General features: G+C 70.9%; 15 protein-coding genes, 1 tRNA gene and 1 pseudogene. 6 read left to right on the forward strand and 11 right to left on the reverse strand.

Translation table 11 applies throughout. The features are described from left to right. Window positions 1-95: 95 nt before the first annotated feature. From GT030_RS10005 to GT030_RS10015, 3 genes are all read left to right on the forward strand, one after another. The gene (locus tag GT030_RS10005) at window positions 96-449 is read left to right on the forward strand and encodes a cytochrome C oxidase subunit I (RefSeq protein WP_161200794.1); all 354 of its coding nucleotides are present in this window, start codon (window positions 96-98) and stop codon (window positions 447-449) included. A gap of 17 nt (window positions 450-466) precedes the next feature. Then, window positions 467-1,213 carry an NAD(P)H-binding protein gene (locus tag GT030_RS10010; protein ID WP_161200795.1) on the forward strand — a complete coding sequence of 249 codons (747 nt, stop codon included), beginning with the start codon at window positions 467-469 and terminating at the stop codon, window positions 1,211-1,213. 310 nt (window positions 1,214-1,523) lie between these two features. Next, the gene (locus GT030_RS10015) at window positions 1,524-2,630 is read left to right on the forward strand and encodes a PP2C family protein-serine/threonine phosphatase (RefSeq protein ID WP_161200796.1); all 1,107 of its coding nucleotides are present in this window, start codon (window positions 1,524-1,526) and stop codon (window positions 2,628-2,630) included. On the opposite strand, the gene GT030_RS35550 is transcribed toward GT030_RS10015, so the two are convergent. From GT030_RS35550 to GT030_RS10030, 4 genes and pseudogenes are all read right to left on the reverse strand, one after another. Beyond that, complete coding sequence (locus GT030_RS35550) at window positions 2,567-2,911, reverse strand: hypothetical protein (RefSeq protein WP_202459921.1); 345 nt, start codon at window positions 2,909-2,911, stop codon at window positions 2,567-2,569. The two genes, GT030_RS10015 and GT030_RS35550, sit on opposite strands and share 64 nt — an antisense overlap. Before the next feature lie 168 nt (window positions 2,912-3,079). Continuing rightward, window positions 3,080-3,169: pseudogene (locus GT030_RS37315) on the reverse strand (dihydrofolate reductase); the annotation flags it as partial. 17 nt (window positions 3,170-3,186) lie between these two features. Further along, on the reverse strand, window positions 3,187-4,248 hold the full coding sequence (locus GT030_RS10025; protein WP_161200797.1) for a low specificity L-threonine aldolase: 1,062 nt from the start codon (window positions 4,246-4,248) through the stop codon (window positions 3,187-3,189). 21 nt (window positions 4,249-4,269) lie between these two features. Further along, window positions 4,270-4,815: an XRE family transcriptional regulator gene (locus tag GT030_RS10030; protein WP_346009605.1), complete on the reverse strand. Its 546-nt coding sequence runs from the start codon at window positions 4,813-4,815 to the stop codon at window positions 4,270-4,272. A gap of 59 nt (window positions 4,816-4,874) precedes the next feature. Here GT030_RS10030 and GT030_RS35555 point away from each other — a divergent pair, with 59 nt between their 5' ends. Continuing rightward, window positions 4,875-5,225: a hypothetical protein gene (locus tag GT030_RS35555; RefSeq protein ID WP_202459922.1), complete on the forward strand. Its 351-nt coding sequence runs from the start codon at window positions 4,875-4,877 to the stop codon at window positions 5,223-5,225. A 4-nt stretch (window positions 5,226-5,229) separates the two neighbouring features. Here the strand turns inward: GT030_RS35555 and GT030_RS10040 are convergent, their stop codons facing one another. Further along, window positions 5,230-5,706, reverse strand: a complete 477-nt coding sequence (locus tag GT030_RS10040) for a GNAT family N-acetyltransferase (RefSeq protein ID WP_161200799.1) — start codon at window positions 5,704-5,706, stop codon at window positions 5,230-5,232. Window positions 5,707-5,913: 207 nt separating this feature from the next. Beyond that, window positions 5,914-5,987: transfer RNA gene (locus GT030_RS10045), tRNA-Pro, on the reverse strand. 124 nt (window positions 5,988-6,111) lie between these two features. Between GT030_RS10045 and GT030_RS10050 the strand changes: the two genes are divergently transcribed. Both GT030_RS10050 and GT030_RS10055 read left to right on the forward strand, forming a co-directional pair. Beyond that, on the forward strand, window positions 6,112-6,810 hold the full coding sequence (locus GT030_RS10050) for a transketolase (RefSeq protein ID WP_161200800.1): 699 nt from the start codon (window positions 6,112-6,114) through the stop codon (window positions 6,808-6,810). A gap of 32 nt (window positions 6,811-6,842) precedes the next feature. Next, window positions 6,843-7,757 (forward strand): transketolase, encoded by a 915-nt coding sequence (locus GT030_RS10055; protein WP_161200801.1) that lies wholly within the window; start codon window positions 6,843-6,845, stop codon window positions 7,755-7,757. Here the strand turns inward: GT030_RS10055 and GT030_RS10060 are convergent. From GT030_RS10060 to GT030_RS10080, 5 genes are all read right to left on the reverse strand, one after another. Continuing rightward, window positions 7,754-8,113 (reverse strand): MmcQ/YjbR family DNA-binding protein, encoded by a 360-nt coding sequence (locus tag GT030_RS10060; RefSeq protein WP_161200802.1) that lies wholly within the window; start codon window positions 8,111-8,113, stop codon window positions 7,754-7,756. The two genes, GT030_RS10055 and GT030_RS10060, sit on opposite strands and share 4 nt — an antisense overlap. A gap of 40 nt (window positions 8,114-8,153) precedes the next feature. Continuing rightward, complete coding sequence (locus tag GT030_RS10065; protein WP_161200803.1) at window positions 8,154-9,059, reverse strand: LysR family transcriptional regulator; 906 nt, start codon at window positions 9,057-9,059, stop codon at window positions 8,154-8,156. A gap of 30 nt (window positions 9,060-9,089) precedes the next feature. Then, entirely contained in the window at window positions 9,090-10,289 is a 1,200-nt protein-coding gene (locus tag GT030_RS10070) for a glycine C-acetyltransferase (protein WP_161200804.1), read from the reverse strand. 29 nt (window positions 10,290-10,318) lie between these two features. Then, a complete protein-coding gene (gene tdh, locus GT030_RS10075) occupies window positions 10,319-11,347 on the reverse strand; it encodes an L-threonine 3-dehydrogenase (protein WP_161200805.1) in 1,029 nt (342 codons plus the stop codon). Window positions 11,348-11,540: 193 nt separating this feature from the next. Further along, the coding region (locus tag GT030_RS10080; protein WP_161200806.1) for a GAF domain-containing protein at window positions 11,541-11,982 on the reverse strand (442 nt) is incomplete at its 5' end.

An 11,982-nucleotide genomic window follows, 5' to 3' on the forward strand; every position in this document is an offset into this window, starting at 1 on the left:
CGCAGCGAATCCCCGGCGTTCGACCTGCACCACCCGGACATCGCGCGGGCGGAGCGCGAGGCGTACGCCATCGGGCAGTGAGTCCGGAGATCACCATGACCAGACTGCCGGGGCAGGAAGCCGAAGGCGCCGGCCTCGGCAACGAGGTCGAGGGATATCTGCTGTGGCAGGCCACCATCGCGGTGGCCGAGCAGCGGGCGCGGGAGTTCGCCGAGCGCATGGACTGGCTGACCACGGCGCAGCGCGAGGAGATCGAGCAGCTCTACGTCTCCGACAGCCTGCGCCGTGCCAAGCAGGACCTGGAGCGCATCGCGGCCCGCTGCCGGTCGCTGCGGAGCGAGTACGAGGAGCGCTATCGCGTGTTGCGGCTCCGCTGGGTCGGATACACGCTGGGCGCGGCGGCCGGTCTCACCTCGGCGGCGGCCGCCGCACTCGTGCTGAGCCGCTGACCGGAGAGGACCCTGGTATGAAGATCGCCGTCGTCGGAGCGGGCGGATTCGTCGGATCACGCCTGGTGAGGAAACTGCGGTCGGAGGGCCACGAGGTCACCGCGCACGACCGTTCCACCGGGGTCGACCTGCTGACGGGCGAGGGCGTACCGGAGGCCCTGGCCGGGGCCGACACGGTCGTCAACACCATCAACGCCCCCAGCTTCGACGAGACCGCCGTCCCGTTCTTCCGCACCACGACGGAGACGCTGCTGCGCGCGGCGGACCGGGCCGGGGTGGGGAACGTGGTCCTCCTGTCCATCGTCGGCATCGACCAGGTGCCGGACGTGGAGTACTACCGGGCGAAACTGGAGCAGGAACGCCTACTGGAGGCGGGCCCCGTCCCGTACACGATCGTGCGGGCCACCCAGTTCATGGACTTCGTCGAACCGATCATGTCCTGGACGACATCGGGCGACACCGTGCGACTGCCCACCACGCGCCTCCAGCCGGTCGCCGTCGCAGATCTGGTCGACACCCTCGCCGAGGCCGCCACCGCCCCTCCCCGCAACGGCATCATCAACATCGCGGGCCCGGACATCTTCCCCTTGGACGAACTGGGCCGTCTCACCCTCCGCGCCCACCCCGACGGCCGACACGTAACGGTCGACGAGGCGGCCGGCCTCTTCGGCCAGATCCCCCAGAACGCCATCATCGCGCCCCCGGACGCCCGCCTGGGCACCACGTCCTACGAGCAGTGGCTCCAGCAGCAGCGCGATGCCTGAACCCACCCACGAGGCGTGGAAGACCGCCGTCACCGTGATCGGCGAGACGGTCGCCGAATCGTGGCTGCGGCCCCCACCGGGCGTTCGACCGCATCGGTGACGCTGGATGCGGAGACGGCCTGGCTTCTGTGCACCCGCGGCGTCGAGCCCAGGACAGCGCGGACGCGCGCCACCATCAAGGGGAACCGTCGACTTGCCGGATCCACCTGCCGGATCGTGTCCACCGTCTTCTGAGCGTCCTCCGGCCGGGCAGCCCGGCACTCAGCGGTTACGACGAGCGGATCAAGCGCGGCCGGTGTAGGCAGAAGGCATGTCGCAAGGTCTCGACGAATACGGCCGGCCGGTGTGGAGGAGCCGGGCGCTGGTCGCCATCCCGATCGCGTGGATCGTCCTGGTGTCCGTGATCGACGTTCTTGCGCCGCCCCACATTCACCTGGGGCCGCTGCTCGTCGCCGCTCCGGCGATCACCCCGTCGTTCGGTGGTCCCCGGACGGTGGGGCTGGTGGCCGCGCTGGCGGTGATCGCACAGACAGTCATCGGGGTAGTGCGCGATCCTGGGGTGTTGCTGTCCGCCAATCACCAGGCACAGGTGATCGCCCTGGTGCTGGTGGGAGCGAGCCTGGTCATCTTCTGCGTGGTGCGGGAGCGTCGCGCGAAAGAGCTGATGCAAGTGCGGTACGTGTCCGAGACCGCCCAGCGTGTGGTCCTGCCTCCGCTGCCCGCCCGGCTCGGTCCGCTGCGCGCCGCCTCGCTCGACCTCGCCGCGGAGGCGGAGGCCCGGATCGGCGGTGATCTGTACGCGGCTGCGCGCACCGCCTCCGGCACCCGGCTGATCGTCGGCGACGTACGGGGCAAGGGGATGACCGCGGTCAATGACGCGGCATTGCTGCTCGGGGCGTTCCGCGTGGCGGCTCACCGCGAGGCCAGCCTGGCCCAGCTGGTGGCCTACCTCGACCGGAGCGTGTGCTGGGACTTGATGGAACCGGGGGAGGCGGGCAACTACGGGGAAGCGTTCATCACGGCCACGGTCCTGGACATCCCCGACGGGGACGGCCCGGTGCAGATGATCTCCTGCGGGCACCCTCCGCCCATCATCCTGCGCGAGGGCCGGCCGAGGACGATGAACGCTCCCCACCCCGCACCCCCACTGGGACTGGGCGAACTGACGGATCCGAACTACCACGTCGAAAGCTTCCCGTTCGTGCCGGGAGACCTCTTGTTGCTCTACACGGACGGCGTCACCGAGGCCCGCGACTCCACCGGCACCTTCTACCCGCTCGCCGAGCGCATCACCGGCTGGACCGAGAGCGACCCCGACGCCTTCCTCGGCCGCTTCCGGAGCGACCTGCTGCACTACGTCGGCGGACACCTGGACGACGACGCCGCCATGATCGTCGTGCAGCGCCCCACTGTGTAGGGGCGCGACGGCATCCTCGCGTCGCCGACGATGGTGACATCGCGGGAGTTGGTGCGCCGGATGTGCGCACCGGCGGGGCACCTGAAGCCCCGGTCATCGTGCTCCCGGTACAGGAAGTCGTTGACGCGGTGCGGATCGGCCGCCAGCTCCGGATCATCGTGCTCCGGCGCCGGCTCCAGGGGCGCCCCGCTGGGCCAGCGCCCGACCATCTTCGCCGCCAGGAGTCCCTCCTCCTCGGCGCTGGAGCTGTTCGCCCGCAGGTAACGGCGCCAGGCCGCCACATTGGTGTGGATCTTGCGACGGCCGCACAGGTTCCTTCGCGGCCCAACACATCGGGGCTGGGCATGGGCGGCAGTCTGCCGGTTTCATCGGGACAGCCGAGGATGAACTCCCCAGCCTTGATGGGGACTTACTGCGGGTTGGAGCCGGGCAGGCCGATGCCCTCGATGTTCGGATGGCGCCGTCCAGCCCGAGTCGCCGTCCGGCCCGACGGCATGGCCGTCCAGGGACACACCCATCGAGCAGGTCACGCCGCGCATCGAAAGCCCTCTTCCGGTCAGCGGGCGTGCCGGCGGACCGCGTCGAGGAGCTGGTCGATGTCGTCGGCGGTGTGGGAGAAGGTGGTGACGAACCGGACGATACCCGGCTCCCAGCGGTCGTGGTAGAAAGCGTAGCCCTCGGCGAGCAGTCCTTCGGTCACGTGCTGGGGCAGGCGGCAGAAGACGATGTTGGCCTCCGGCACGGCGAGGAGGCCGGTGCCGGGGACGGCCTTGAGGCCATCCCCGAGGCGGGCGGCCATCGCGTTGGCCTGGCGGGCGTTGTGCAGCCACAGACCGTCGGTGAGGTACGCGTCGATCTGGGCCGTGTGGAAGCGCATCTTGGAGGCGAGCTGGCCGGCACGCTTGGCGCGGAAGGCGAGCTCGACGGCGAGTGCGGGGTCGAAGGAGACGATGACGTCGGCGGTCATCGCACCGTTCTTGGTGGCGCCGAAGGACAGGACGTCGATTCCTGCCTTCCAGGTCATCTCGGCCGGGGTGGTACCGAGATGGTCCAGGGCATTGGCCAGGCGCGCGCCGTCCATGTGGACGCGCAGTCCTGCCTCCTTGGCGATGCCGGTCAGGCGGCGGATCTCCGGAAGCGTGTAGACGCTGCCGCTCTCGGTGGCCTGGCTGATGCTCACCGCGGACGGCTGCACGCTGTGCACGTCACCGGCCCGGCGGCGCACCGCCGCCTGCAGCGCCTCGGGGTCGATCTTGCTGTCGTCGCCGGGGACACCGACCAGCTTGGCGCCGTTGGTGAAGAACTCCGGAGCGCCGCATTCATCATGGTTGATGTGGCTGTCGGGGTGGGAGAGCACGCTTCCCCACGGCGGGGTGAGGGCGGCCAGACTCAGGCCGTTGGCGGCGGACCCGGTGGAGACCGGGAAGACGTCGACATCCCGTTCGAAGAGCTCGCAGAGCCTGCGCCGAGCGCGATCGGTGAAGGGGTCGTTGCCGTACGGCAGGACCTGCCCAGTGGCCGCGTCGGCGACAGCCTGCGCTATCCGCGGAGACGCCCCGGCCATGTTGTCGCTGATGAACGCACGGCTGGAGGGGGTGGTGACGATGGTGGTGCTCATGAGGAGAAGCCTTCCTCGGTCTCAGGTGCTGATCGGCGAGGCGAAGACGACAGTGATGTCCACCGCCTCGTCGGCTGTGCGGTAGAAGTGCGGGGCATCCCCGGCGAAGGCGAGCATGTCGCCGGGGCCGAGCTCCTGCGGGGCGTCGACCGGGCCGGCTGTGACGCGGCCGGTGGCGACGAGGAGGTGCTCGATCGTGCCGGTGGCGTGCGGCACGCCGGGCAGTTCCGTCTCGGGCGGAATGCGCAGCCGCCAGATCTCCAGGCTGTTGCCGCTGCTGATGCGGCCCAGCAGTTCTCTGGAGACCTCGCCGGACTCGATGTCCGTGCCCGGCCGGAAGACCGGGCCGGTATCGGCGTCACGCGCCAACAGGTCGGCGATCGGGATACGCAGGGCTACCGCAATCGCGTCCAGGGTGTCGATCGTCGGATTGCCGTTGCCGCCCTCGAGCTGTGACAGCGTGGCCTTGCTCAACCCGGCGCGCCGGGCCAGCTCCGCGGCGCTCATGCCACGCTGCTGCCGGCGCAGGCGGACCTTCACCCCGACCGCGACCGCGGTGCTGCTCACCGGCTGACGGCCGGACGGCGGAGGCGTCACCGATGACTCCCGCGCGTTGCGGTGCAGCCGTGGGCACCTACCTGTACTCCGCCACCGAGGACCTCACTTCGATAAACCATGCGTTCACTGTAACGAACCGAAGCGCTATAGAGAACACCATGTTCGCTTTGATGAACGTTTTCGAGGTTCTCCCCAAGCCCACACCTGGGATCGAAGGAGTTCGTCCGTCGGCTGCGGAGCGCCGGATCGCCGCGTCGCGAATCCGGCCCTCACGAATACTTGGACACCGCGCACGGGCTCCTTCGAGCGAGGCGTTCCGCGGTTGGCACGTCGCACATCTGCCCGGCGAACATTTCCATCAGATCATCGATCCCGCTGGAACGGCCGGGCACCTCGTCGAGCTCGCCACGACGGCTTGATCCACTAAGGAATGCGAAACTCGAATTCGGGACGGTCCCAGGGCACGGCGGGCGGGTCGGCGAAGGCGGTTCCGGTCCACACCGCACCGACGCGGTGGTAGAAGTCCGCGGCGGGCGGATGCGACACGACCTTGATCCGGTCGAGCCCGGCGGCACGGGCCTCGGACCGCAAGTGCGCGACGAGCAGCCGTCCAATACCCCGTCCTTGCGCTTCGTCGGCGACGAACAGCAGGTCGAGCTCCGGTGGACTGAGGACGAGCGAGTAGAACCCGAGCACCCGGCCTCCCTGCTCGTCGGCGCCGACGGCCACGAAGACGCGGTGGGCCTCGATGTAGTCAGGACCGACCCGGTAGCCCGCGACCGCGGCTGCGTACTTCCCCTCGTAGGCGCCTGAGCCACGCACCAGCCGCGTGAGTCGTTTGGCATCCCGCGCGACGGCCCGCCGTATCGTGATCGGCCGACTGGACGTGCGTGAGTTCATCAGGAAAGTCTTTCACTGGGGAGTGCCTTCGTGCGGCGGGTTCCGGCGGGCCCGGCACCAGCGGCCTCTCCGCGCAGGTGCGGGCGGCCGGCAGCGCGGCCCCCTCCGTACACCTCAGCGTGCTCCGCGCCCTACTGGTCCCTGGGAACGGCGAAGGGCCGGTTGCGGATTTCTCCGCAACCGGCCCTCAGCTGCGACTTCGTAAAGTCGGGACGACAGGATTTGAACCTGCGACCCCTTGACCCCCAGTCAAGTGCGCTACCAAGCTGCGCCACGTCCCGATGCTGTTTGACCTGGGGTTTCCCTGGCCGAAACGCGCAGGGAAACTCTACCGCACTCGGGTCGGTGCTCGCGCACCGGTCGGTTGTTGACCTCAAGCGGGCTTGAGGTTGCAGGATCGTCGGCATGACGATCACAGCGGACCACGGCTACGACGATCTGCCCCGGCTGATGAGCCTGATGACCGGCGACGAGAAGCACGACTTCGCCGCGACCTCCACGCTCGACGTGCTGTGGGTGCTCTACGACCGGGTGCTCGATGTCACCCCCGAGCGGGCGGAGGCCACGGACCGGGACCGGTTCCTGCTGAGCAAGGGGCACGGGCCGATGGCGTACTACGCCGTGCTCGCGGCGAAGGGGTTCGTGCCCGAGGAGTGGCTGCCCGGCTTCGGGTCGTACGACTCGCCGCTCGGGCATCACCCGGACCGGGTGCTTGTGCCGGGAGCCGAGATCGGCAGCGGGTCGCTCGGCCACGGGCTGCCGCTCGCCGTCGGCAGCGCGCTCGGGCTGCGGGCGCAGGGGCTCGCCGACCCGGCCGTGTGGGTGCTGATCGGGGACGCCGAGCTGGACGAGGGCAGCAACCACGAGGCCATCGCCTACGCCGGGGCGGCCGGTCTGGACCGGCTGCACACCGTGGTCGTGGACAACGCCTCCGCTAGCCACGCCCTGCCCGGCGGCATCGCCGCCCGGTTCGAGGCCGCGAACTGGTCCACCGCCACCGTCGACGAACGCGACCACGCCGCGCTGTACGAAGCCTTCACCGCCCCGCACCCCGGCCGCCCGCACGCGGTCGTCGCCCGGGTGGAACCGAAGAACGCCCGCTGACCGGATCAGAAAGGCCCACCCTCGTGGAAATCATGGAAACCATGCGTGACCGGTTCGGCTCCGTCGCCTCCCGGCTGCTGGACGAGGACCCGCGGGTCGCGGTCGTCCTCGCCGAGATCGGCCGGGACGCGTTCACGGACGCCGCCCGCCGCCACCCCGACCGGCTGATCAACGTCGGCATCCGCGAGCAGCTCCTCGTCGGCGCCGCCGCCGGGCTGTCGCTCACCGGGATGCGGCCCATCGTGCACACCTTCGCCGCTTTCCTCGTGGAGCGCCCCTTCGAGCAGGTCAAGCTGGACCTCGGCCACCAGGACACCGGCGCGGTACTGGTCAGCGCGGGCGCCTCCTTCGACTGGCCGGCCGGCGGCCAGACCCATATGTCGCCCGGCGACGTCGCCCTCCTGGACACCCTGGACGGCTGGACCGTGCACGTCCCCGGTCACCCCGACGAGGCGGAGGCCCTGCTCCGGCACGCCGTCGCGGCGGGCGACGACAAGGTGTACGTACGCCTCTCCCTCCAGCGCAACCGGCTCCCCCTCCCGGTCGACGGCGCCCGCTTCCACACCGTGCGCGAGGGCCGCGCCGGGGTCGTCGTCGCGGTCGGCCCGATGCTGGACGCCGTCCTCGCCGCGACCGAGGGCCTGGACGTGACGGTGCTCTACGCGACGACCGTCCGCCCCTTCGACGGGGCCGCCCTGCGCCGGGTCACCGAGGCGGCCGGCACCGACGTGGTGCTCGTCGAGCCCTACCTCGCCGGCACCTCGACCCGCGCCGCCACGGAGGCCCTTGCCGACGTGCCGCACCGCGTGCTCGGCCTCGGCGTCGGCCGCCACGAGCTGCGCCGGTACGGCACGCTGGACGAGCACCTCGCCGCACACCGGCTGGACGCCCGCGGCCTGCGGGAACGGATCGGCGCGTTCGTCGGGGCGGGCGCGGTCAGCGCCTAGCGCGCCTGCGGCACCCCCAGACCCGGATGCTCCTCCAGCAGCCGTATGGGGGCCGCCTGGCGCCATGAGTCGGCGAGGATGTCCCTCAGTTCGTCCTCGCCGTCCAGCGCCGCGAGTCTCGCCCGCACCCAGGCGAAGCTCGCCTCGTGGTCCGCGATCCAGAACTTCTCCGGCTCGGCCAGCACCAGTTCGTCCCGCTCCTCCTTCGGGCAGCGCACCGCGAGGGAGGTCTCCTCCTCCGGGAGCGTGGCGAACATCTTCCCGGCCACCCGGAAGGTGGGCATGCTCCAGGCCGTCTTCTCGGTCGTGTCCGGCAGGGACAGGGCGATACGGCGTACGTCTTCTGCGTCCGGCATGCAACGCACCGTAACCCCCGGCACTGACAACGGCCCCGGCTCAGCCCTCGGCCGCGGCCTGCCCCAGCGCCTCCAGCACCGGCCGGATCAGCGGATGCCCCTCCGCACCCCGGCGCACGGCCGCGAACACCCGCCGGGTGGGGACCACCCCGTCCACCGGCCGTACGACCACGCCCGTCAGGTCCATGCCGCGCAGCGCGGAACGGGGTACGAGGGCCACGCCCGCGTCGGCCGAGGCCAGCGCGACCACCGCGCGGAAGTCGTCGGAGGAGTGCTCCAGACGCGGCATGAACCCGGCGCTCTCGCAGGCCAGCACCACCACGTCGTGACAGGGGTTGCCGGGATACGGCCCGATCCACGGGTCCTTGGACAGCTCCGCGAGCGGCACCTCGGCGTCGTCGGCGAGCCGGTGCCCGAGGGGGACCACGGCGTCGAACGGCTCGGCGTACAGCGGGAGATGGGTCAGCCGGGGGTCGTCGGCGGGCGGCGCTCCCCGGTACTCGACGGCCACCGCCACGTCGACCTGCCGGTCCAGCAGCATCCTGAGGCTCGCGTCGCCCTCCGCGTCCTGCACCCGGATTCCTATGCCGGGCGCCGACCGGCCGAGCCGGGCCAGGGCGGGCGCCACGACCTGGGCGATCCCGGTGGCGAAGGCGGCGACGGTGACCGTCCCGGCCTCGCCCTTGCCGTACGCCGCCAGCTCCGCCTCGGCCCGCTCCAGCTGGGCGAGGACGGCGTTGGTGTGGCTGAGCAGGATCTCGCCGGCCGGGGTGAGCCGTACCCCCTTCGCACCGCGCTCGACCAGGCGGTGGCCGGTCTCCTGCTCCAGCGACGTGAGCTGCTGGGAGACGGCGGAAGGGGTGAGGTAGAGCGCGGCGGCCGCCGCCGTGACCGTGCGGTGGTCGGCCACCGCACGGAGGATGTGGAGCCGCCGCGCCTCGATCATGCCGCCATTATCGCAAGGCGGCCGTGCGGGTCAGCCCGCCAGCTCGGCGCGGGCCGCGATGAAGGCGTCCACGGCGCGGTTGACGTCCTCGGTGGAGTGCGCGGCGGACAGCTGGACGCGGATGCGCGCCTTGCCCTGCGGGACCACCGGGTACGAGAAGCCGATCACGTACACCCCGCGCTCCAGCAGCAGTTCCGCCATCCGGCCCGCCTCGGAGGCGTCGCCGATCATCACCGGGGCGATGGCGTGGTCGCCGGGGAGGATGTCGAAGCCGGCCTCGGTCATGCGGGAGCGGAACAGCGCGGTGTTCTCGGCGAGCCGCACCCGCAGGTCGTCGGCGGACTCCAGCAGGTCGAGGACCTTCAGGGAGGCGGCGGCGATCACCGGGGCGAGGGTGTTGGAGAACAGGTACGGGCGCGAGCGCTGGCGCAGCAGGGCGACGATCTCGGCGCGGGCCGCGACATAGCCGCCGGAGGCGCCGCCGAGGGCCTTGCCGAGGGTGCCGGTGATGATGTCGACGCGGTCCATGACGCCGTGCAGCTCGGGCGTGCCGCGGCCGCCGGGGCCGACGAAGCCGACGGCGTGCGAGTCGTCGACCATGACCATCGCGTCGTAGCGGTCGGCCAGGTCGCAGATCTCGGCGAGCGGGGCGACGTAGCCGTCCATGGAGAAGACGCCGTCGGTGACGATCAGCTTGCGCCGGGCGCCGCCCGCGTTCGCCTCCTTGAGCTGGGTCTCCAGGTCGGCGAGGTCGCGGTTGGCGTAGCGGAAGCGGCGGGCCTTGGAGAGGCGGATGCCGTCGATGATGGAGGCGTGGTTGAGGGCGTCGGAGATCACCGCGTCCTCCGCGCCGAGCAGGGTCTCGAAGACACCGCCGTTGGCGTCGAAGCAGGAGGAGTAGAGGATCGTGTCCTCCTGGCCGAGGAACGCCGAGAGGCGGGCCTCCAGCTCCTTGTGGACCTCCTGGGTGCCGCAGATGAAGCGCACGGAGGCCATGCCGTAGCCCCAGCGGTCGAGCGCCTCGTGGGCGGCGGCGATCACCTCGGGGTGGTCGGCCAGGCCCAGGTAGTTGTTGGCGCAGAAGTTGAGGACCTCACCGGGGCGCCCGCCCCGGGTGACCTCGACGGTCGCGGACTGCGGGGTGCCGATGACGCGCTCGGGCTTGTGCAGCCCGGCGGCGCGGATCTCGTCCAGGGTGGCGCGGAGGTCGTCGCGGACGGTGTCGAACATGGGGGCTCCTTCGAAGGTGCTGACGGGGGTTACGCGGTCCAGTCCAGGATCACTTTGCCGCCCTTGCCGCTGGCCGCGTCCTCGAAGGCCGCCTCGTAGTCGCGGTAGTCGTACCGGCCGGTGATCACGGGGGCGAGGTCGAGGCCGCCCTCCAGGAGGACCGACATGGCGTACCAGGTCTCGAACATCTCCCGGCCGTAGATGCCCTTGATGGTGATCATCGAGGTGACGATCCGGGACCAGTCCACCGGGAACTCCTGCGACGGCAGGCCCAGCATGGCGATGCGGCCGCCGTGCGTCATGTTGGCGATCATGTCGCGCATGGCCTCCGGGCGGCCGGACATCTCCAGGCCGATGTCGAAGCCCTCACGCAGGCCCAGCTCCCGCTGACCGTCCGCGATGGTGGAGCGCGAGACGTTCAGTGCCAGGCTCACTCCTATCTTGCGGGCCAGTTCGAGGCGCTCCTCGCTGACGTCGGTGACGACGACGTTGCGGGCGCCCGCGTGCCGGGCGACGGCCGCCGCCATCAGGCCGATCGGGCCCGCGCCGGTGATCAGCACGTCCTCGCCGACCAGCGGGAAGGACAGCGCGGTGTGCACGGCGTTGCCGAACGGGTCGAACACGGCGGCGATGTCCAGGTCCACGGGGACCCGGTGCACCCACACGTTGGACGCGGGCAGCGCCACGTACTCGGCGAACGCGCCGTCGCGGCCGACGCCCAGGCCGATGGTGGAGCGGCACAGGTGGCGGCGGCCGGCGAGGCAGTTGCGGCACTTGCCGCACACCAAGTGGCCCTCGCCGCTGACCCGGTCGCCCACCCGGATGTCGGTGACGTCGCGGCCGGTGGACACGACCTGCCCGACGAACTCGTGGCCCACGATCAGCGGGGTGCGGATGGCCTGCTGCGCCCAGCCGTCCCAGGCGCGGATGTGCAGGTCGGTGCCGCAGATGCCGGTCCGCATGACCTTGATGAGCACGTCACCGGGACCCACTTCGGGCTCGGGCACGTCCATGAGCCGGAGACCGGGCTCCGCCTTCTCCTTGACCAGCGCCTTCAACGCTACGGCTCCTGTGGGTGAGGCCCGGCCGTACGGGCTCGCCGAGGCGTCCGCACCGGGTCCGAGGGGTGGAATCACCCCGCAATCTGCCGTATGCGCCGACCGGAATCCATCGAGCTTTTCTTAACCGGCGCCACAGGTTTCCTTCACGCGTCGGGGGCTTCGGCTCAACTCCAGTCCTATTTACGTTCGTTCAGATGGGCAGACCGTCGTCGGCGGCCCGTTCGATGCGTACGGCGAGTTCGGCGGCCATCCCCTTGATGGCCTCAAGCCCGGACCTGCCCCAGGTGCGCGGCTCGGTGTCGGCGGCGCACACGGTGCCGAGCACCATGCCGGAGCTGTCGATGAGTGGGGCCCCCATATAGGAGCGGATGCCGAGGTCGTCGACGATCGGGTTACCGGCGAAGCGGGGGTAGTCACGGACGTCCTCCAGCACCAGGGCTTTGTGGCGGACGACGACATGGGGGCAGAACCCGTGTTCGCGGGGCAGCACCCGGCCGGTGCCGTCCTCACGGGTGAGGGGGCCGGTGGGCGGGGCGCTGAGACCGGCGAAGAACTGCTGCTGCTCGCCGATGAAGTTGACCATGGCGTACGGCGCGCCGGTGACCTGGGCGAGGTGGTCGGCGAAGGCGTCG

It is taken from the genome of Streptomyces sp. SID1328, from assembly GCF_009865595.1.
Taxonomy (GTDB): domain Bacteria; phylum Actinomycetota; class Actinomycetes; order Streptomycetales; family Streptomycetaceae; genus Streptomyces; species Streptomyces griseoluteus.

What these genes read in the sequence shown, in the direction of transcription:
- GT030_RS10060 (WP_161200802.1), bottom strand. Translation starts at nt 8,113, where the DNA reads ATGCCGGACGCAGAAGACGTACGCCGTATCGCCCTGTCCCTGCCGGAC.
- GT030_RS10065 (WP_161200803.1), bottom strand. Translation starts at nt 9,059, where the DNA reads ATGATCGAGGCGCGGCGGCTCCACATCCTCCGTGCGGTGGCCGACCAC.
- GT030_RS10015 (WP_161200796.1), top strand. Translation starts at nt 1,524, where the DNA reads ATGTCGCAAGGTCTCGACGAATACGGCCGGCCGGTGTGGAGGAGCCGG.
- GT030_RS10050 (WP_161200800.1), top strand. Translation starts at nt 6,112, where the DNA reads ATGACGATCACAGCGGACCACGGCTACGACGATCTGCCCCGGCTGATG.
- GT030_RS10070 (WP_161200804.1), bottom strand. Translation starts at nt 10,289, where the DNA reads ATGTTCGACACCGTCCGCGACGACCTCCGCGCCACCCTGGACGAGATC.
- GT030_RS10005 (WP_161200794.1), top strand. Translation starts at nt 96, where the DNA reads ATGACCAGACTGCCGGGGCAGGAAGCCGAAGGCGCCGGCCTCGGCAAC.
- GT030_RS10025 (WP_161200797.1), bottom strand. Translation starts at nt 4,248, where the DNA reads ATGAGCACCACCATCGTCACCACCCCCTCCAGCCGTGCGTTCATCAGC.
- GT030_RS10055 (WP_161200801.1), top strand. Translation starts at nt 6,843, where the DNA reads ATGGAAACCATGCGTGACCGGTTCGGCTCCGTCGCCTCCCGGCTGCTG.
- GT030_RS10040 (WP_161200799.1), bottom strand. Translation starts at nt 5,706, where the DNA reads ATGAACTCACGCACGTCCAGTCGGCCGATCACGATACGGCGGGCCGTC.
- GT030_RS10010 (WP_161200795.1), top strand. Translation starts at nt 467, where the DNA reads ATGAAGATCGCCGTCGTCGGAGCGGGCGGATTCGTCGGATCACGCCTG.